This window comes from Terrabacter aerolatus, assembly GCF_007991735.1.
Taxonomy (GTDB): domain Bacteria; phylum Actinomycetota; class Actinomycetes; order Actinomycetales; family Dermatophilaceae; genus Terrabacter; species Terrabacter aerolatus.
The window spans coordinates 91,770-110,636 of record NZ_BJYX01000016.1 but is presented as its reverse complement, the minus strand read 5'-3'; the positions used below and the strand labels follow the sequence as shown (position 1 = coordinate 110,636).

16 protein-coding genes are annotated in these 18,867 nt (G+C 71.5%); 7 read left to right on the top strand and 9 right to left on the bottom strand.

What is annotated here, in order from left to right; all coding sequences use genetic code 11:
- Positions 1 to 158 precede the first annotated feature (158 nt).
- Positions 159 to 1,433 (bottom strand): AI-2E family transporter, encoded by a 1,275-nt coding sequence (locus tag TAE01_RS14735; protein WP_246111375.1) that lies wholly within the window; start codon positions 1,431 to 1,433, stop codon positions 159 to 161.
- A gap of 59 nt (positions 1,434 to 1,492) precedes the next feature.
- Between TAE01_RS14735 and TAE01_RS14730 the strand changes: the two genes are divergently transcribed.
- Positions 1,493 to 2,362 carry an SDR family oxidoreductase gene (locus tag TAE01_RS14730; protein WP_186815224.1) on the top strand — a complete coding sequence of 290 codons (870 nt, stop codon included), beginning with the start codon at positions 1,493 to 1,495 and terminating at the stop codon, positions 2,360 to 2,362.
- Positions 2,363 to 2,422: 60 nt separating this feature from the next.
- Here TAE01_RS14730 and TAE01_RS14725 read toward each other — a convergent pair whose 3' ends face one another.
- Genes TAE01_RS14725 through TAE01_RS14715 form a run of 3 tightly spaced genes read right to left on the bottom strand, consistent with a single transcriptional unit; the run spans position 2,423 to position 6,207 of the window.
- Positions 2,423 to 3,580, bottom strand: a complete 1,158-nt coding sequence (locus TAE01_RS14725; protein ID WP_147067566.1) for an acetate/propionate family kinase — start codon at positions 3,578 to 3,580, stop codon at positions 2,423 to 2,425.
- Entirely contained in the window at positions 3,577 to 5,682 is a 2,106-nt protein-coding gene (pta, locus tag TAE01_RS14720; protein ID WP_147067565.1) for a phosphate acetyltransferase, read from the bottom strand. The genes TAE01_RS14725 and pta overlap by 4 nt, the downstream gene beginning before the upstream one ends.
- A gap of 9 nt (positions 5,683 to 5,691) precedes the next feature.
- Positions 5,692 to 6,207 (bottom strand): OsmC family protein, encoded by a 516-nt coding sequence (locus TAE01_RS14715; RefSeq protein WP_147067564.1) that lies wholly within the window; start codon positions 6,205 to 6,207, stop codon positions 5,692 to 5,694.
- A 344-nt stretch (positions 6,208 to 6,551) separates the two neighbouring features.
- Between TAE01_RS14715 and TAE01_RS14710 the strand changes: the two genes are divergently transcribed.
- Entirely contained in the window at positions 6,552 to 7,745 is a 1,194-nt protein-coding gene (locus tag TAE01_RS14710) for a hypothetical protein (RefSeq protein ID WP_147067563.1), read from the top strand.
- 123 nt (positions 7,746 to 7,868) lie between these two features.
- Here the strand turns inward: TAE01_RS14710 and TAE01_RS14705 are convergent, their stop codons facing one another.
- The 4 genes from TAE01_RS14705 to TAE01_RS14690 form a co-directional block, all read right to left on the bottom strand.
- A complete protein-coding gene (locus tag TAE01_RS14705; protein WP_147067562.1) occupies positions 7,869 to 8,795 on the bottom strand; it encodes a sugar phosphate isomerase/epimerase family protein in 927 nt (308 codons plus the stop codon).
- Positions 8,792 to 9,847 carry a Gfo/Idh/MocA family protein gene (locus tag TAE01_RS14700; RefSeq protein WP_147067561.1) on the bottom strand — a complete coding sequence of 352 codons (1,056 nt, stop codon included), beginning with the start codon at positions 9,845 to 9,847 and terminating at the stop codon, positions 8,792 to 8,794. Before TAE01_RS14700 ends, TAE01_RS14705 begins: the two co-directional genes overlap by 4 nt.
- Positions 9,844 to 10,848, bottom strand: a complete 1,005-nt coding sequence (locus TAE01_RS14695; protein WP_147067560.1) for a Gfo/Idh/MocA family protein — start codon at positions 10,846 to 10,848, stop codon at positions 9,844 to 9,846. The genes TAE01_RS14700 and TAE01_RS14695 overlap by 4 nt, the downstream gene beginning before the upstream one ends.
- 147 nt (positions 10,849 to 10,995) lie before the next feature.
- A complete protein-coding gene (locus TAE01_RS14690; RefSeq protein WP_147067559.1) occupies positions 10,996 to 12,048 on the bottom strand; it encodes a LacI family DNA-binding transcriptional regulator in 1,053 nt (350 codons plus the stop codon).
- 164 nt (positions 12,049 to 12,212) lie between these two features.
- Between TAE01_RS14690 and TAE01_RS14685 the strand changes: the two genes are divergently transcribed.
- Positions 12,213 to 13,394: a phytanoyl-CoA dioxygenase family protein gene (locus tag TAE01_RS14685; protein WP_147067558.1), complete on the top strand. Its 1,182-nt coding sequence runs from the start codon at positions 12,213 to 12,215 to the stop codon at positions 13,392 to 13,394.
- Between the two features lie 100 nt (positions 13,395 to 13,494).
- Here the strand turns inward: TAE01_RS14685 and TAE01_RS14680 are convergent, their stop codons facing one another.
- Positions 13,495 to 14,625, bottom strand: coding sequence for a hypothetical protein (locus tag TAE01_RS14680; RefSeq protein ID WP_147067557.1), 1,131 nt, complete (start codon positions 14,623 to 14,625; stop codon positions 13,495 to 13,497).
- Between the two features lie 350 nt (positions 14,626 to 14,975).
- Between TAE01_RS14680 and TAE01_RS14675 the strand changes: the two genes are divergently transcribed.
- Genes TAE01_RS14675 through TAE01_RS14660 form a run of 4 tightly spaced genes read left to right on the top strand, consistent with a single transcriptional unit; the run spans position 14,976 to position 18,862 of the window.
- Positions 14,976 to 16,115 (top strand): ABC transporter substrate-binding protein, encoded by a 1,140-nt coding sequence (locus TAE01_RS14675; protein ID WP_147067556.1) that lies wholly within the window; start codon positions 14,976 to 14,978, stop codon positions 16,113 to 16,115.
- Positions 16,108 to 17,004, top strand: a complete 897-nt coding sequence (locus tag TAE01_RS14670) for an ABC transporter permease (RefSeq protein ID WP_246111374.1) — start codon at positions 16,108 to 16,110, stop codon at positions 17,002 to 17,004. The genes TAE01_RS14675 and TAE01_RS14670 overlap by 8 nt, the downstream gene beginning before the upstream one ends.
- On the top strand, positions 17,001 to 17,819 hold the full coding sequence (locus tag TAE01_RS14665; protein WP_147067554.1) for an ABC transporter permease: 819 nt from the start codon (positions 17,001 to 17,003) through the stop codon (positions 17,817 to 17,819). Before TAE01_RS14670 ends, TAE01_RS14665 begins: the two co-directional genes overlap by 4 nt.
- Positions 17,816 to 18,862, top strand: coding sequence for an ABC transporter ATP-binding protein (locus TAE01_RS14660; RefSeq protein WP_147067553.1), 1,047 nt, complete (start codon positions 17,816 to 17,818; stop codon positions 18,860 to 18,862). The genes TAE01_RS14665 and TAE01_RS14660 overlap by 4 nt, the downstream gene beginning before the upstream one ends.
- Positions 18,863 to 18,867: the final 5 nt, after the last annotated feature.

The window sequence follows — 18,867 nt, the reverse complement described above, 5'->3', positions numbered from 1 at the left end:
CCCTGGCATGACTCCAACCTTCCCAAGGTTTGGAGTCTCCCGACATCCCGGGGCGGTTCAGCGGTTCTGGGGTGCCGGGGCCGTCGGTTTGGGGGCCGCGGCGCTGTCTGCGGCGGTTCTGGGGTGCCGGGGCTGTCGGTTTGGGGGCCGCGGCGCGCTCAGGCGTGGGCTGGGGCTCCTCCGCTGTCAGCCGAGGCTTCGAGCTCGCGGTCGAGGTCGTCCTCGGACTCGTCGCTGAAGAGGTGCTTGCCGACGGCGTTGAGCACGGCCGCGAAGGGAACGGCGACGAGCGCACCGACGATGCCGGCGATGATCGAGCCCGTCGCGATGGCGAGGATGACGGCGAGCGGGTGCACGCTGACGGCCTTGCCGAGCAGGAACGGCTGGAGCACGTGCGACTCGACCTGCTGCACGCCGATGACGACCGCGAGCATGATGAGCGCCACGCCGGGGCCGTGGGCCACGAGGGCGAGCAGGACCGCCACGGCGCCGGAGAGCAGTGCACCGACGATCGGGATGAACGCCAGGATGAAGACGAGGATGCCGATCGCGAAGGCGAAGGGCACCTTGAGGATCGCCGCGCCGACCGAGATGCCGACGGCGTCGACGAAGGCCACGATCATCGTCGCGCGCACGAACGCCGACAGCTGGTGCCAGGCGATGAAGCCGGACGAGTTGACGTGGCCGCGCGTGGCGCGCGGGAAGAGCCGCACGACCCAGCCCCAGATGCGCGGGCCTTCGTAGAGGAAGAAGAAGAGCGAGAACAGCGCGATGAACAGGCCCGCGACGAAGTGCGTGGCGGTGAGCCCGACGGACGTGGCCGTGTCGCCGAGGTTGCCGGACTGGCTGACCTTGTCGCGGATCGTGTTGAAGTACTGGTCGAACTGGGCGTCGGTGATGTTGAACGTCGCCCGCACCCAGTCGCGGATGCGCTCGAGACCGGCGGCGACCTGGTTCGTCAGGTCGGAGAAGCCGCTGCTGAACTGCGTTCCGACGAGCGTGAAGAGGGCGCTGACGAGCACGATCGTGCCGAGCACGGTCAGCCCGGCCGCGGCCCCCGGCTTCATCGCCCTGTGCAGCCAGTTCGTGACGGGTCGCAGCAGTGCCGTCAGCAGGATGGCGATGGCGACAGGGACGATGATCTCCGAGACCGACCGCACGACCATCGACAGCAGGTAGATCGCAGCACCGATGAGCAGCAGCCGCCAGGCCCACTCGCTCGCCACCCGGATGCTCGCCGGCACCGCGGCGGCCTCCACCCCCGACAACTCGACCCCCGACACCTCGACCCCCGACACCTCGACCCCCGACAGCTCGTCGCTCGTGCTCGGCGCGGGGTCCGTGAGCGGGTGGTCGGCGTCGCCCTCGTGCCTGGGGACGGGCAGGGTCGCTTCGCGAGGCGCGCCGGAGGGGGCGGCGGGGTTGTCGGTCACGACCACACCGTATGCCGCGTGGCCGCCTTCCGGTGGATCACCCGCCGTACGCTCGGGAGATGAGCGCTGCCGTGACCGGGTCCCCGTCCCTCGCCGTCACCGGTTCGACCGGCTGGCTCGGCGGTCTCGTCGCTCGTGACCTGGCCGGACGCGGGGTGGCGCAGCGTCTGCTCGTGCGTGACGTGTCGCGGGCCCCTGACCTTGCGGGTTCTCTTGCCGCACCGTGCAGCTACCGGGAGGCCGATGCGGCCCGAGCGGCGCTCGAGGGTGTCGAGACGCTCTTCATGGTCTCGGCCGCCGAGAGCGAGGACCGGCTGCACGAGCACCGCACCTTCGTGGACGCGGCCGCGGCGGCCGGCGTGCGCCAGGTCGTCTACGTCTCGTTCTTCGGCGCCGCGCCGGACGCGACGTTCACCCTGGCCCGCGACCACGCGGCGACGGAGCAGCACCTGCGTGACTCGGGGATGGCGTGGACCTTCCTCCGCGACAACCTCTACCTCGAGTTCATGGACCACATGGTCGGTGACGACGGGGTCGTCCGGGGACCGGCCGGTGAGGGCCGCGCCGCGGTCGTCTCGCACGACGACATCGCCCGCGTCGCCGTGGCCGTGCTGCTCGACCCGCACGCGCACGCCGGTGCGACCTACGACCTGACCGGGCCGGAGTCCCTGACGTTCGCCGAGATGGCCGAGACGATCACCGACGTCACAGGACGCGAGGTGCGCTTCCACGACGAGACCCTCGAGGAGGCGTATGCGTCGCGCGCGGTCTACGGGGCACCGGACTGGCAGGTGGATGCCTGGGTCTCGACCTACACCGCCGTCGCGGCCGGGGAGCTCGACGGCGTGAGCGGCGACGTCGAACGCCTGACCGGTCGCCGGCCCACCTCGCTGCGGGAGTACCTCGAGGCCCAGCACGCGTCGAGGTGATCGCCCCGCCGGCGTCAGAGCCGACCACACCTCGAACGGCGCAGCGCTGGTGCCGCCTCGTCAGCCGACGAGCTCGGCCGTCTGCCGGGCGATGGCGAGCTCCTCGTCGGTCGGCACGACGGCCACGACGACCCGGGAGTCGTCGGAGGAGATGATGCGGGCGCCGGTCGACCCGTCGCCGTTGCGTGCCGGGTCGACGGCGATGCCGAGCTCGCCGAGCCCGTCGGCGACGGCCGCCCGGACCGGGGCGGAGTGCTGGCCGATGCCGGCCGTGAAGACGAGGACGTCGGCACCGCCGAGGATCGCGAGGTAGGCACCGACGTAGTGCTTGAGCCGGTGGACGACGACGTCGAAGGCGAGGCGCGCGGCGTCGTCACCCGCCTCGACCCGGTGGACCAGCTCGCGGAAGTCGTTGACCCCGCTGAGCCCGAGCACGCCGGACCTCTTGTTGAGGACCGTGTCGATCTCGTCGATCGACATCCCCGCCTCGCGGGAGAGGTAGGCGTGCAGTCCGGGGTCGACGTCGCCGGACCGGGTACCCATGACGAGTCCCTGCAAGGGGGTCAGGCCCATCGAGGTGTCCACCGCGTGCCCGCCGCGGACAGCGGATGCCGAGCAGCCGTTGCCGAGGTGGAGGATCACCTGGCGCAGGTCGGTCAGGGGGCGACCCAGCAGGTCGGCGGTCGCCTGCGCGACGAACTGGTGCGAGGTGCCGTGGAAGCCGTAGCGGCGGATCGAGTGCTTCGCGGCGAGGTCGCGGGGCACGGCATACGTGGACGCCTCGGCCGGCAGGGACGAGAAGAAGGCGGTGTCGAAGACCGCGACGTGCGGCACGTCGAAGCGCCCCCGCGCCGCCTCGATGCCGATGACGGCGGCCGGGTTGTGCAGCGGCGCCAGGGCGCTCAGCTGCCGGATGCGCTCGAGCACCGCGTCGTCGATGACGACCGGCGCGGAGAAGTCGGGGCCGCCGTGGACGACCCGGTGCCCCACCGCCCGGAGCGCCACGTCGTCGAGGTGGACGCCGTCGTCGCGCAGCTGCGCGCCCATCACCTCGAGCGCGGCCGCGTGGTCGGCGACCTCGCTGCCGGACTCGCCGATGCGCTCGACGATCCCGGCGGCGCGCAGCTCGCCCGACTCGGGGACGACGAGCTGGTACTTGAGCGACGAGGACCCCGCGTTGAGCACGAGGACGGGGCGGTCGGTGGGGGCGTGCGTCACGGGGTGCTTCCCTGCTGCTCGGCCGAGACGCCCTGCGCCTGCACGGCGGTGATGGCGACGGTGTTGACGATGTCGTCGACGAGGGCGCCGCGGGAGAGGTCGTTGACCGGCTTGCGCAGCCCCTGGAGGACGGGCCCCACCGCGACGGCGTGGGCGCTGCGCTGGACGGCCTTGTACGTGTTGTTGCCGGTGTTGAGGTCGGGAAAGACGAAGACGGTGGCGTGGCCGGCCACGTCGGAGTCCGGCATCTTGGCCCGACCGACGGTGGGGTCGATGGCCGCGTCGTACTGGATCGGGCCGGCCAGCGCGAGCTCCGGCGCCCGTTCGGACACGAGCGCCGTCGCGGCGCGGACCTTCTCGACCTCGGCCCCGGACCCGCTCGACCCCGTCGAGTAGGAGAGCATCGCGACGCGCGGCTCGATGCCGAACTGCTGGGCCGTCTGCGCCGAGGAGATGGCGATGTCGGCGAGCTGCTCGGCCGTGGGGTCCGGGATGACGGCGCAGTCGCCGTAGACGAGCACCCGGTCGGCGAGGCACATGAGGAAGACGCTGGAGACGGTCTTGACGCCCTCGGCGGTCTTGACGAACTCGAGCGCGGGCCGGATGGTGTGCGCCGTCGTGTTGACGGCGCCGGACACCATCCCGTCGGCGAGGCCGAGGTGCACCATCATCGTGCCGAAGTAGGAGATGTCGGTGACGACCTCGCGTGCGCGCTCGAGGGTCATGCCCTTGTGACCGCGCGCGACGGCATACTCCTGCGCGAAGCGCTCGACGAGCTCGGGCTCGGTCGGGGAGACGACGGCCGCGCCGTCGAGGTCGAGGCCGAGCGCGGAGCCGCGGGCCCGCACCTTGGTCTCGTCGCCGAGGAGCGTCAGGTCGGCGACGCCTCGGCGCAGCAGGATGTCGGCCGCCTCGAGGATGCGGTCGTCCTGGCTCTCGGGGAGCACGATGTGCTTGCGGTCCGACCGCGCCCGCTCCATGAGCTGGAACTCGAACATCAGGGGCGTGCGCACCTCGGAGGCCGACACGTCGATCGCCGCGAGGAGCGCGGCCTGGTCGACGCTCTCGGAGAAGAGCCTTCGCGCCGTCTCGATCTTGTTGCGCGAGCCCTTCGTCATCGGGCCGCGCACCTGCATGAGCCGCTCGGCGGTGCGGAAGGTGCCGTCGTCGGTGAGGGCGATCGGCAGGTCCTGCTGCACTCCCGCCGACAGGCGCGAGATCGTCTCGGGGATGGGGTAGCCGCCGGTGAGGATGATGCCCGCGAGGGTCGGGAAGGTGCCGGACTGGTGGGCGAGCAGCAGTCCCGGGATGAGGTCGGTGCGGTCGCTCGGCGCGATGACGGTGACGTCGGGGCCGAGCCGGGCGAGCACGTTGGGCAGGCTCATAGCGGCGACGACGAGGCCCAGGCTGTCGCGGTCCATCCAGGACTCGCTGCCGAGCACGAGCCGCGCCCCGATCGAGTCGGCGAGCGCCCGGAAGCTCGGCGCCGAGAGCAGGGGGTTCTCGGGGACGGCCGCCGTGACGGGGAAGGGGAGCGTCGCCAGCATCGCGCGCACCTCGTCGAGGTCGTCGGGGTCGACCCGGTTGGCGACGACGGCGACGGTCTGGGCGTGGTTGGCGCGCAGCTCGGTGACGGCGCTGTCGGCGGCGACGCGGATCTGGTCGGGCGTGCGGTCGCGGCCGTGCACGACGAGCACGACCGCCGAGCCGAGGTTGGCCGCGACGCGGGCGTTGAAGGACAGCTCGGTGCCGGTCGAGACGTCGGTGTAGTCCGAGCCGAGGACGATGACGACCTCGAAGCGGGCGCTCAGCGCCCCGAACCGCTCGACGATGAGGTGCAGTGCCTCGTCGGGGTCCTTGTGGGCCTGCGCGTAGGTGACGCCGAGGGCCTCGTCGTAGGTCTGGTCGACGCCCGGCTGGCTGACCAGCATCTCGACGATGTGGTCGACCTCGTCGTCGGGACCGGTGCCGCCGAGCGTCGTCAGCGGGCGGTAGACGCCGACCGACCCGACCTCGCGCAGCAGCGCGTCGAGCAGGCCGAGGGCCACGGCGGACTTGCCCGTCAGGCCCTCCGGGGAGGCGACGTAGACGCTTCGGCTCACGGCACGAACCTAGCGCTCCAGCGGTGCCCGGCGCCGCACCTCGATCGTCGGCGGCTGTCGCAGGGACTGGCCCACGACGCAGTAGCGCTCGGTCGCGGCAGCGAGCCGGGCCAGGGTCGCGTCGTCGGCGTCGGTCGACACCTCGGCCACGACGTGGGTGCCGAGCACGCCGACGGGGGCGGCCCGGTCGACGCCGAGGGTGCCGCGGGCGTCGAACGTCGCGTCGGCCCGCAGCGACACGTCGCGCAGCTCGACGCCGAACGCCACCGACACGGCGTGGAGAGTGACGCCGGCGCACGCCACGAGGGCCTCCATGAGCATGTCGCCGGAGCAGGCGTCCGAGCCGTCGCCACCCGCCGCGGGGTGCAGGCCCGCCCGCACGGTGCCCGCGGTACTGGGCACCTCCACGGTGACCGGCTCGCCGAAGACGGCGCTCGCCGACACGGGGTGCACCGCGGACTCCGGGTCCTCGCGGTATCGCGCCTTGAGCGGCTCCTGCACCGCGCGCAGCTCGTCACGGTTCATCTCACGTCGCTCCGATCCGGCTGGGTCACGGGCCCGTTCGTCCCGAGACTCCTGCCCGACACCGTATGCCGGGTCGCGGGGCTGCGCTGCTACCCCGCGGGAACGCGCTCCTCGAACACACATGGAAAACTCTGCTTTCATTCGGAGAATTCACAGAATTCGACAAGAAAATGCAAATTACGGGACATTCTCCGAATTCCGAGTAAAGCGTTGGTCAGCATGTTTATGCCTCTATTGACAGGGTCAGTACGAACGGCCAACGTGTCCGTCGACGCCCACTCTCGTGGGCGGTGGGCAGCGCGACGTGTGATGGCCGCGCGAACGTGTCAAAAGGGGAACCAACCGTGAAGAGAGCACTACCTCTGCGCCGTCGCCTGACGGTCGTGCTGGCCGTCGGGGCAGCGAGCCTCCTGACGAGCCTGAGCCTGACCGCCACCAGCGCGTCGGCTCAGACGCCCACGTCCGCGCCCAGCGGCTGCGCCAGCGCAGGAGCCTCCAAGGTCGGTCGGATCGGCGGTATCGACCATGCCGTGTCTGCCGCCACCGGCTGCGCCGTGGGTCACTCCAGCGCAGTCCACATCGACAGCGACCCCGCGGTCGGGAAGCCGCCACTGATCTACCACGGTGGCCCGGTGATGTCGACGCATTCCACCGGACCGCTGACGATCACGCCGATCTTCTGGACGCCCCCGGGGCACGCGATGGATCCCGCCTACGGCGGCATCATCAACCGCTACCTCAAGGACGTCTCCGAGGCCAGCGGCTCGCGCAACAACGTGTTCGCCACCCTCAACGAGTACTTCGGCTCCAACGGCAAGAGCCGCTACGACGTCGACGTGCGAAGGGCCGTGGTCGACACGAACGCGCTTCCCGCCGACGGCTGCCAGGTGGCCTCCACCGACACGCAGGGCATCTACGCCGACAACTCCGGCTATGACGCGTGCATCGACGACGCCCAGGTCATCGCCGAGACGGAGAGCGTCGTCACGGCCCGCCACCTGCCTCGGGACTACGGCCACATCTATGTGATGTTCCTGCCGAAGCACGTCGAGAGCTGCTTCAGCCCGGGGTCGACGACGGACGGCAACGTCAATGCGTGCACCATCAACTACCAGCCGACGGCTGCATTCTGCGCGTATCACAGCCAGGACTCCAATGGCATGGTCTACGCGAACATGCCCTTCCCGGTGTACCACTCAGGGACGCACTACACGTGCGGTAGCGAGGCCCGTGGCCACAAGGTCATCGAGACCCCGAACGGCAACCCTGACGCCGACACCGAGATCAGCCCGACGAGCCACGAGATCATGGAAGCGGCTACCGACCCCGACGTGAACACGGGCTGGTACGACGCGAGTGGCTACGAGAACGGCGACGAGTGCGCCTACACGTACGGGCCGACGCAGGGGACCCCCGGCTCGCTCTACAACCAGGTGATCAACGAGCGCCACTACCTGACTCAGGAGGAGTTCAGCAACATCGACTTCGCCAAGACGGGCGCCGGCTGCATCCAGGGCACGAGCACGAAGCGATCCTGATGCACTGACGCGACTGGTCAACGACGGACGGCCCGGGCACCCGCCCGGGCCGTCCGTCGTCGGGAGGGCTGCAGCACCGGCCGCCGGATGGCCAGTGCTGCAGCCCGCGCGACCCGTAGGCCGTCACCGTGCGAACACTGGACCGGCCGGCTTCAGTGGTGGCCGGATTCCCGACGAACCGCGTTTCTCGGCGGCCACGTCGAGCACGATCCTGGCGTTCGCGGCGGCGCGTTCGAGCGCCTCACCGACGGGCAGGGAGCGGTGCTTGTCCGAGAGGATCTCGACGCCCCAGGGCCCAGCCCAGCCGGCGGTGCGCAGGGCCGTGATCATGCCCGTCAGGTCGAAGCTGCCCTCGCCGCAGTACCGGCGGCGGTGGACGGTGTCCTCGAAGAGGGTCCCGACGACGTCGGCGTCGGCGTCGTTCAGCTCGACCCCGACGATGCGGTCGAGTGGCACGGCTGCGAGGTCGACCACCGGGGTGTGGGCGCGTGCGACGTGCCACATGTCGATGATGACGCCTCCGGCCTCGTGCCCGGCATCGGCGACGAGCTGCAGGCCGTCGTGCAGGGTCTTGAGGTTGGACCATGGGAAGAACTCGATGCCCAGGCGCGCTCCCACGGCCGCGGCCTGGTCGGAGAGCCCGGCGAACCGCGACGCCCAGACCTCGCGGTCCCACGGCCCGTCGTCGCCGTCGGGGGTCACCTTGAGGTGCCGGGGCTCGAGCACCTCGGCCGCGTCGAGGAGGAGGTGGCGGACGCGGTCCGACTCCGCGCGTCGGGCGCCCTCGTCCCACCACCAGGGGATGCCCTCGAGCTCGAGGTGGACGATCCCGTTGTCGGCCAGCAGGTCACGGATCCCCTTGAGCCCGTAGTCCTGCACGGCTGCCGGCAGGTCGTCGGACAGCAGGCCGAAGCCCCGGTAGCCGGCCGCGGAGACCGCCTCGACGCGGTCGCGCAGGGTGTGCGGGCTGCGCAGGTCCGGGCGGTCGGAGGCGGCGTCGCCCGCGCTCGTCCAGCAGGTGGCCATCAGCTCGTCGGTGGGCGTCGTCATCGGAGGTCGCTCCCGGAGGGGGTGTCGGAGTGCGACGGGCGCGGTGACATCCCGACCGCCGCGTAGCACTGGTCGATGAGGCGCATCGTGAGCACGGCGTCGGCCGCGTCGGTGCGCGCGGGCACCCCGGTGCGGACCGCGGTGGTGAAGGCCTCGAGCTGGTAGGTGTAGGAGGAGCGCCGTCCGAGGTGCTCGGTCCGGCGCCCCGCCCTCGTGGTGACGACGAGCCGGTCGTCGTCGTGGGGGTTGACGAAGTCGACGATCGTGGCCTCGCCGGCGGTGCCGATGAGGCGGTGGCTCATCTGGTGGTGGTCGCTCGCCATGTTGCAGCCGGCGGTGCCGGTGACGCCGTTCGGGAACTCGAGCTCGGCGGTGAGCCACTCGTCGACACCGGGATGCCCCGCCCGCTCGCCGCCCGTCGCGCTGACGAGCACGGGCTCGCCGCCGAGCGTGGGGGCCAGCAGGCGCTGCGAGTGGAGGCTGTAGCAGCCGAGGTCCATGAGGGCTCCGCCGCTGAGCCCGAGCGACCAGCGGGGGTCGGACGCGGCGGGTGCGGGCATGTCCATGACGGTCTCGACGTGCCGCAGCTCCCCGATCTCGCCGCTGGCGAGGATCTCGTGCAGGCGCGGGACGAGCGGGTGCCAGAGGTAGTGAAACCCCTCGAAGAACTGTCGGTCCGTCGTGCGCGCCAGGGCGGCGACGTCCTCGGCCTCGGCCGCGTTGCTCGCCGACGGCTTCTCCGTGAAGACGTGCTTCCCGGCGGCGAGGGCGGCCTGGTTCCACGGTGCGTGCAGGCTGTTGGCCAACGGGTTGTAGACCGCCTCGACCTCCGGGTCGTCGATGACGTCGAGGTAGGACTCGTGCACCCGCTCGATGCCGTGCGCGTCGGCGAAGGCCGCCGCGCGGGACCGGTCCCGGGCCGCCACGGCGACGAGGCGGGTTCCGGTGGTCCGGGCCGGCTTGATGACGGCCAGGTCGGTGATGCGCGCCGCCCCGAGCAGCCCCAGCCGCAACGGTTCGGTCCGAGGTCTCTCGTCGTCGCCTCGGGTCACGGGTGGCGCACCTCGTCGACGCGCACCGGTCGGTGCTCACGGAGCGAGAGCGTGGCCGCCTCGGCGATGTAGGCGACGGCGAGGGCGTCCTCGGCGGTGCAGGGCGAGCTCCGGTGCCCGGCGACGACGTCCGTGAACGCCTGCAGCTCGGCACGGAAGGCGGCGGTCAGACGGTCCATGAAGAAGGTCGCCGGGGGTCCGGCGGGCCACGTCGCTCCCGGCTCGAGGTTGCGCAGGGGCGTGCTGTCGCTCCACCCGGCCGCGACGCTGTCGCCCGTGCCGTGCAGCTCGAGCCTGACGTCGTAGCCGCGCGGGTTGAACCGCGTGTTCGACACGATGGCGGTCGCGCGGTCGTCGAAGGTCAGCACGGTGGCCGCCGTGGCGACGTCGCCGAGCTCCGCGAAGAGGTCGTCCCCGCGGGCGCTGCCGGCGGCATACACCTCGACGACCTCCCGGCCCGTGACCCAGCGGACGGTGTCGAAGTCGTGCACGCTGCAGTCCCGGAAGATGCCCCCGGACGTCTCGAGGTAGGCACGCGGCGCCGGGGCGGGGTCGAGGGTCGTGGAACGCACCGTGTGGACCCAGCCGAGCCCCCCGGACTCGACCGCGGCGCGGGCCGCGGCGAAGGCCGGGTCGAAGCGGCGCGGGTAGCCCACCTGCACGGGCACTGCGCCGTCGGCGACGTAGCGGGCGATCTCGACCGCCTCGGCGAGGTCACCCGACAGGGGCTTCTCGCAGAAGACCGGGATGCCCGCGTCGACCCCCGCCCGGATGAGCTCGGTGTGGGCGGTCGTGGCGGCGGCGATGACGATGGCATCGACGCCGCTGCCCAACAGGGCCTGTGGTGAGTCGACGTGGTCGGCTCCGACCCGCTCCGCCACGCTCCTCGTGACGGCGGGGACGACATCGGTCACCACGAGGGACTCGACGGCGGGGAGCCGGGACAGGGTGTCGGCGTGGAAGGAGCCGATCCGGCCGAGTCCGATCAGACCAAGGCGCATGGTTCTCCTCGAAGCGAAGGTGGGGCGACACGAGCGACGCCGTTCCGCCGAGGCGACCGATGACGTCGTGGTCCCGGTTGATGGCCCCAGCGTGCCGGGGCGATGGTGGTCGTGGGAGCACCGCGACCCCTCAGAAAGACCTCAGCGTCACCGCACGCGGATGCGGGGAGGGATGTTGTATGCCGTGACGACCTCGACGTTGGCCGCCACCGACGTGGGGGCGCCCCGCAGCAGGCGGTGCGCTCGCATCACCTGCCGGACGCCGTTGCGCATGTCGGCGTGGAGGTCGTGGTGCAGGACCGCGGTGAGCACGCCGGAGCGCAGCAGCTCGAGGTTGTCCTCGTCGAGGTCGTGGCCGACGAAGACCGTCGACGGGCGTCCGGCCGACCGGAAGGCATCCGCGATGGCGCGGTTGCCCCCTCCGACGGAGTAGACGGCGTGCACGTCCGGCTGGGCCACGAGCAGGTCGGACACGAGCGCCCCCATCGTGGCGTCGAGCCCGTCGCTGTCGGTGATCGTGTGCACGCGCCGCTCGGGGGAGAGGCGGGTGAGGGCCGCACCGAAGGCGGCGGCTCGTTCCCGCTCGCCGAAGAACGACGACCGGCTGAGGGTGAGCAGGACGTCGCCGGGTCGGTCCCCGAGCACCTGGGTCACGAGGTAGGCAGCCGTGGCGCCGGCCGCGGCGTTGTCGAGTCCGACGTAGGCCACCCTCGCGCTCTCACGCACGTCCGTGACGAGCGTGACGACGGGGATCCCGCGCTCGGCGAGCCGTCCGACGGCTCCGGCCACCCGGGGGTCGTCCGGCGCCTTGAGGACGACGCCGTGGCAGACGCGACCGCGACGGCCGAGTCCGTCGAGGATCTCCACGGCGGCCGCCACGTCGGCGTTCTCCTGCAGGTGGAAACGGGCCCGCACGGCGGCCGGACGCAAGGCCGGCAGCTCCTCCTCGAGCGCTGACCGCACGGCGGAGCTGAAGCGCGCCGGCGCCTGGACGACGACGTCGAGCAGGATGGTGCGGGCAGCCAGGCGCAGCTGGGTCTGCTGCCGGTCGAGGTCGAGCACGGCACGCTCGACGGCCCGGACGGCCCGCGGACTGGCGCCGGGTCGGCCGTGGAGCACCCGGTCGACCGTCGCCTCCGAGAGGCCCGACTGCTCGGCGATGTCGCGCACGCGGTGCGAGGTCGACCGCCCTGGAGCCATGCGCCGGAGCCTACTGCCGCACGGTCGCGGTTGAGGTCTTTCTGAGGTCTTTCGGCGGCTGGTCCGCCGCTGCCGCGACCGCATCCTTGAAGCATCCACCCCACCACCCCGCCACCGTCCACGCTGTCGGACCCGTGTGCGCCGTTCCGCCCGAGGAGGGCACCATGACCGTCACGTCGACCAGCTCGCAGACGCGCTGGATCCGTCCCGAGGACGCCCGCCTGCCCGACCTGCTCGAGGTGCTCGCCGAGCAGACCGACCTCGCCGAGTACCCCCACGCGACCCGCGTCGAGCAGCAGGTGCTCTTCTACGACTGGGCCACGGTGCGGCACACGGCAGCGGACGACGCCGCACGGCGCGACCTGCAGGCGGAGCTCGCCCGCGCCCTCGCGGACGGGCCCGGGATCGTCGTGCTCGCCGGCGCCTTCGAGGCCGAACCCCTGGCCCGGGCCACCGCGGCCTTCGAGCGGATGATCGTCGAGCAGCGGGCCAGCGGCGCCACGGCCGGTGACCACTTCGCCAAGCCCGGCGCCAACGACCGCATCTGGAACGCCCTCGAGAAGCTCGCCGTCACCGACCCCGGCGCGTTCGTCGACTACTACGCCAACGACGCCGTCGCGCTCGCGGCCCAGGCCTGGCTCGGCCCCGGCTACCAGGTCACCTCGCAGCTCAACGTCGTCAACCCCGGAGGCGCCGGGCAGACGGTGCACCGCGACTACCACCTCGGCTTCCAGTCCGCCGAGACCTGCGCGGCCTACCCCGCCCACGTCCACGCCCTCTCGCAGGCGCTGACGCTGCAGGGCGCGGTCGCGCACGTCGACATGCCCGTGGAGTCCGGCCCGACGCTCTACCTGCCGCACAGCCAGAAGTACTCCCACGGCTACGTCGCCTACCAGCAGCCGGAGTTCCAGGAGTACTTCGTCGCCCACCACGTGCAGCTCCCGCTGTCCGCCGGCGACGCCGTCTTCTTCAACCCCGCGCTCCTGCACGCCGCCGGGACGAACCGCACGAGCGACGTGCGCCGGATGGCCAACCTCCTGCAGGTCAGCTCGGCGTTCGGGCGCGCCATGGAGACCGTCGACCGGGCCCGCGTCGTGGAGGCGGTCTACCCGGCCCTGCTCTCGGCGCGCGCGGACGGCCTGCCCGGGCGTCAGGTCGCCAACGTCGTCGCCGCCAGCGCGGAGGGCTACGCCTTCCCGACGAACCTGGACCGCGACCAGCCCGTCGACGGCATGTCGCCGCGCACCCAGGCCGAGCTCGTCACGGACGCCCTGGCCACCGATCTCGCGGCTGACGCGCTCGTGGGGCGGCTGCGGGAGCAGCTCGTGGCGCGCGAGAGCCACTGACCCGGCACCGGGCGCAACGCGAAGGCCCCCGAGCGGTGCTCGGGGGCCTTCGTCCCGACCTGACGGCGTATGCCGTGTGGTCAGGGTCGGTCGTGGTGGCTCAGCCGACGGTGACGTGGCTCAGGTCGCACCGGTTCGTGTCGTCGGACCACGTGGCCTGCATCGGGTAGCTCCCGTTGCCCATGGTGACGTTGCCGCCACCACCGGTCGTCCCGGGGGCGATCCAGGCGCACTCGTCGCCGTTCTCCTGGCCCGAGTTGGTGCGCGAGGTGAGGTTGGTCCAGCCACCGGCCGGGTTCTGGTCGGTGATGGTCTCGGCGTACTCGTGGCCCTCGACGATCGTGTAGCCGTCGTCCGTTCCGGCGGAGCCGGCGTTGACGAAGTTCTGGCCGCAGCTCCCGCCCATGTCCATGACGTACGGCATGTTCGTGAAGGCCACGTCACCGACGGTCGAGGACACGCCCACGTCGCCGTTCCAGTCGTGCCACGCGCAGAAGTTGCCGCTGGGGGTGTTGAAGCCGTCCGGGTGCATGCCGGTCGGCGACAGGATGACGTACTGGGCGCTCCGGTTGCTCGCGGCCGACGTGTTGCCGAAGTGGGAGGCGGCCTTCACGGCCTCCTGCCCGAGCTGCGCCTGGGTGGCGCTGGAGGGGGAGGCCACCGAGTTGTCGTACCAGACCCCGGCGTAGGCCCCGCCGGTCGGGTAGCCGACGTGCGTGGCGCCGGTGGCGCACTTCGTCACGCCGCGCGCCATGCCGGCGCCGTCGCAGTACTGCGTCATGACGCCGGACCAGGCCTCGCCGCCGGTGCCGAGGCCCTTCATGAGGTTCTGGACGACCGGTGCGCCGGACTTCGGGTCGCCGCTGAAGGTGAGGTTGCCCTTCGCGTCGGTGCCCTGGGTGCCCCACTGGCTCCCGTAGAAGACGAGGTAGACCTTGGGCGCGCCGTCCGTGACGCCGATGCCGTCGACACCCCCGCCGTAGGAGAGCGTCTTGGCCGAGGTCGTCCCGGCCCGCTGCTGGGCCTGCCAACGATGCATCTGCGTGTTGAGCTCGCGCGTCGGGACGGCGCCGTGGCGGTACGAGTGGCCGTAGGCCGGCGAGTACGGGTTGCTCACGCCTGCGCCCGCCGCGGACGGGGCGGACGCCGCCGAGCCCGGGACGGCGGCCGAGGCGGCGAAGGCCGTCGCCACGGTCAGGAGCGCGGCGGCTGAGGCGGTGGACGTGGCCATGCGCCGTGAACGTCGAGTGCCCATGGAGTTCCTCTCTGGGTGGGTCCGGCCGACTCCCTGGTTTCGGGTACCGGGTGGGCACATGGTGGCGGCCGGAGTCTGTGAAGTGGATGAGTTCTTCCTGCCAGTTGACTGCAGTTTCCGAGTTGCCGATGTGTCCGTTATGTGCGTTTACGAGACTCGAGCGCGGGTCACATATCAGACACGGGCCGACCGTTGGTCATGAAATGTTCAAGTGCCCCAGATGAACACGGACGAAGTCGGGGCCGAAGTCGTGGGCACGGGGCCTGCCTTACCCCTAGTGTTCGAAACAGCCCGCTTCGGGCACACGAACACTTGGAGGGATTCGCATGCACTCTGGCCTGTTGCGCCGTTCCACGGGGCTGCTCGCGCTGGTCGCCACCTCGGCGCTCGTCGTCAGCGCCTGCTCGGCCCCGACGAAGAGCTCCGACACCAGCACGGGCGCCGGTGGCAAGAGCGCCGCGACCGCCACGTCGGCCGCGGACCTCGGGGGCATGGACGCGCTCGTCACGGCGGCCAAGAAGGAGGGCGCCCTCAACGTCATCGCGCTCCCGCCGGACTGGGCCAACTACGGCGCCATCATCAAGGCGTTCGGCGACAAGTACGGCATCAAGGTCACGAGCGCGCAGCCCGACGCGAGCAGCGCCGACGAGATCACCGCGGCCGACCGGCTCAAGGGCCAGTCGACGGCTCCGGACGTCTTCGACCTCGGTGCCGCCGTGGCCCTCGCCAACACCGCCAAGTACGCGCCCTACAAGGTGGCCACCTTCGCCGACGTGCCCGACTCGTTCAAGGACTCCAACGGCGCCTGGGTCAACGACTACGGCGGCTACATGTCGATCGGTTACGACTCCTCGAAGGTCCCGGCCATCACGAGCGTCGCCGACCTGCTCAAGCCGGCCTACAAGGGCAAGGTCGCCCTCAACGGCGACCCGACGAAGGCCGGTGCCGCGTTCGCGGGCGTCCAGATGGTCTCCGTCGCCCAGGGCGGCACCGCGGGTGACCTCACCAAGGGTGTCGACTTCTTCAAGCAGCTCAAGGCCGCCGGCAACTTCATCCCCGTCGACCCGACGCCGGCGACGATCCAGTCCGGCCAGACCCCGATCGTCATCGACTGGGACTACCTCAACGCCGCCGCCACCGCGAAGCTCCCGACGTGGAAGGTCGTCGTCCCCGACGGCGCCGTCATCGCCGGCTACTACTACCAGGCCATCAACAAGGACGCGCCGCACCCGGCCGCCGCACGCCTGTGGCAGGAGTTCCTCTACTCCGACGAGGGCCAGAACCTCTGGCTCAAGGGCGGTGCCCGTCCGGTCCGCTTCGACGCGATGCAGAAGGCCGGCTCGCTCGACGCCGCCGCGGCTGCCGCGCTGCCCAAGGTGAGCGGGACCCCCGTCGTGCCCACCCAGGCCGATGCGACGTCGGGCAAGGCCTACCTCGCCACGTCGTGGGCCAACGCGGTTGGCTGACACCGCCCGCCGAGGGGCGCTCGCCGGTCGTCGACCGTCGGGCGCCCTCCTCGGCGTCGTCCCCTTCTTCGTCTACGTCACGGTGTTCCTCATCGTCCCGACGCTCGTCGTGGTCGTCGGGGCGTTCATCGCGACCGGACCGGGTGGCCAGGGTGCCCTGAGCCTGGCCAACATCCGCGCCCTGGCGCAGCCGGCCGTCACCTCGGCCCTCTGGCACTCCCTGATCCTCTCGGCCGTCACGGCCGTGGCCGGGGCCGTCATCGGGGCCCTGCTGGCGTATGCCGTCTCGACGGCCAAGCCGGACGGGGTGCTCCGCCGCTTCACGACCTCCCTGTGCGGGGTGCTCGCGCAGTTCGGCGGCGTGGCCCTGGCCTTCGCGTTCCTCGCGACGTTCGGTGCCACCGGCTACCTCACGAACGTGCTGGCCTCGACCGGGCTCGACGACACCGGCGGCCTGTGGCTCTACGAGTGGAACAAGGGCCTCATGCTCGTCTACCTCTACTTCCAGATCCCGCTCATGCTCATCGTCTTCCTGCCCGCGGTCGAGGGGCTGCGTCCCCAGTGGCGCGAGGCGGCGGAGACCCTCGGCGGGAGCACGTGGCTCTACTGGCGCAAGGTGGCGGCGCCGATCCTCTTCCCGTCGTTCGTCGGCGCCCTGCTGCTGCTGTTCACCAACGCCTTCAGCGCCTACGCCACGGCGGCTGCGCTCGTCTCGCAGGGCTCCCCGCTGCTCCCGCTCGCCATCGGCGGCACGCTCAACTCCGAGGTCATCCTCGGTCAGGAGAACGTCGGCAAGGCGATGGCGCTGCTCATGGTCGTCGTCGTCGCAGCGGTCATGACGCTGTACGCCGCCATCGACCGTCGCGCGTCCCGCTGGCTCGCGCGATGAGCGGGATCAGGGCGACGCGGCGTCGCCGCCAGTCGGTGCTGCGCTGGGTCGTCGTCACCGTGTCGATGGTGTTCTTCGCAGCCCCGCTGGCCGGGATGCTCGACTTCACGACCAAGGACGCCCAGGGCCGCCGGACCGCTGCGACGTGGGCCAAGCTCGTCGACGTCGAGGGGATCTCCCGCGACTACCCCGACCTCGCGGCCGGCTTCACCGCGTCGGTGGGGCTCGCGGTCCTGACGGTCGTCGTCATGCTCGTGCTGCTCGTCCCGACCATGACGTGGGTGCGGCTGCGCGTGCCGGGCCTGTCCCGCACGGTCGAGTTCCTCTGCCTGCTGCCGCTCACGGTGCCGGCGATCGTCCTCGTCGTCGGGCTCACCCCCGTCTACTCGTGGGTGACCTACTTCCTCGGTGAGTCGACGATCTGGCTGGGTTTCGCCTACGTCATCCTCGTGCTGCCCTACGCCTACCGTTCGATCGACGTCGGCCTGCGGGCCATCGACGTCAAGACCCTCTCCGAGGCCGCGCGCTCGCTCGGCGCCGGGTGGGGGAGGGTGATGGTCCGGGTCGTGCTGCCCAACCTGCGCACGGCGGTGCTCTCGGCGGCGTTCCTCGCCGTGGCCCTGACTCTCGGCGAGTTCACCATCGCCAACCTGTTCAGCCGCACGAACCTCCAGGTCGCGATGTTCCTCCTCGGCAAGTCCGACGCCCAGATCAGCGTCGCGGTCGGCCTGGCCGCCCTGGTGTTCGCCTTCATCGTCCTCTTCGGCCTGTCGTTCGTCGGCGGCCGCAGCCACTCCCGCAAGGAGAACTCATGACCCGTGGTGTCGCCGTGCAGCTGACCGACCTGCGCCGCACCTACTCGGGGGTGAACGCCCTCGACGGGCTGACCCTGCACCTCGAGCCCGGAGAGCTCGTCGCGCTGCTCGGTCCCTCCGGCTGCGGCAAGACAACCGCGCTGCGCTGTCTCGCCGGCCTCGAGGACCCGGACTCCGGTCGCGTCGAGGTCGGTGGCAAGGACCTGACCAAGGTGTCGACCAACAAGCGCGACATGGGGATGGTCTTCCAGGCCTACAGCCTCTTCCCGCACCTGACCGCGCGCCAGAACGTCGAGTTCGGCCTCCAGCTGCGCAAGCAGGGCAGCGAGCAGCGGCGCCGGCGGTCGGCCGAGATGCTCGAGCTCGTCGGGCTGTCGGCCCACGTCGACAAGTACGCCCACCAGATGTCGGGCGGCCAGCAGCAGCGCGTCGCGCTGGCCCGGGCCCTCGCCATCGAGCCGCAGGTCCTCCTGCTCGACGAGCCGCTCTCGGCCCTCGACGCCAAGGTGCGCACGCAGCTGCGCGACGAGATCCGCCGCATCCAGCTCGAGGTCGGCACGACGACCCTCTTCGTGACGCACGACCAGGAGGAGGCGCTGGCCATCGCCGACCGGGTCGGGGTCATGCGCAGCGGGAAGCTGCTGCAGCTGGCCGCGCCGCAGGAGCTCTACTCCCGCCCGGCCGACGACTTCGTCGCCGACTTCGTGGGGCTGACCAACCGCGTCGTCGGCACGTCCCGCGGGACCACCGCCGAGGCGCTCGGGGCCAGCCTCCCTCTGCTGCCCGGCTCGGCGACGGAGGGGACCGTCACGGTGCTCATCCGGCCGGAGCACCTCACCGTCACCCAGGACGCACAGGGATCGGCGGTCGTCATCAGCTCGAGCTTCCTCGGCGCCCAGGGCCGGGTCGTCGTCAGCCCCGGCGAGGACCTCCAGCAGGTGCTCGTCCAGGTGCCGAGTGCCGCGGTGGCCGACTTCGCCCCGGGCGACCGCGTCACCCTGCGCCCGGTGGGGGCTCCCGCTCTCGCCGTGGCCCGGGGGTGAGCCGA

Bases quoted from the DNA above. Each gene is read 5' to 3' on its own strand.
- TAE01_RS14730 (WP_186815224.1), top strand. From the start codon at position 1,493: ATGAGCGCTGCCGTGACCGGGTCCCCGTCCCTCGCCGTCACCGGTTCG.
- TAE01_RS14715 (WP_147067564.1), bottom strand. From the start codon at position 6,207: ATGAACCGTGACGAGCTGCGCGCGGTGCAGGAGCCGCTCAAGGCGCGA.
- TAE01_RS14705 (WP_147067562.1), bottom strand. From the start codon at position 8,795: ATGACGACGCCCACCGACGAGCTGATGGCCACCTGCTGGACGAGCGCG.
- TAE01_RS14695 (WP_147067560.1), bottom strand. From the start codon at position 10,848: ATGCGCCTTGGTCTGATCGGACTCGGCCGGATCGGCTCCTTCCACGCC.
- TAE01_RS14690 (WP_147067559.1), bottom strand. From the start codon at position 12,048: ATGGCTCCAGGGCGGTCGACCTCGCACCGCGTGCGCGACATCGCCGAG.
- TAE01_RS14685 (WP_147067558.1), top strand. From the start codon at position 12,213: ATGACCGTCACGTCGACCAGCTCGCAGACGCGCTGGATCCGTCCCGAG.
- TAE01_RS14680 (WP_147067557.1), bottom strand. From the start codon at position 14,625: ATGGCCACGTCCACCGCCTCAGCCGCCGCGCTCCTGACCGTGGCGACG.
- TAE01_RS14675 (WP_147067556.1), top strand. From the start codon at position 14,976: ATGCACTCTGGCCTGTTGCGCCGTTCCACGGGGCTGCTCGCGCTGGTC.
- TAE01_RS14665 (WP_147067554.1), top strand. From the start codon at position 17,001: ATGAGCGGGATCAGGGCGACGCGGCGTCGCCGCCAGTCGGTGCTGCGC.
- TAE01_RS14660 (WP_147067553.1), top strand. From the start codon at position 17,816: ATGACCCGTGGTGTCGCCGTGCAGCTGACCGACCTGCGCCGCACCTAC.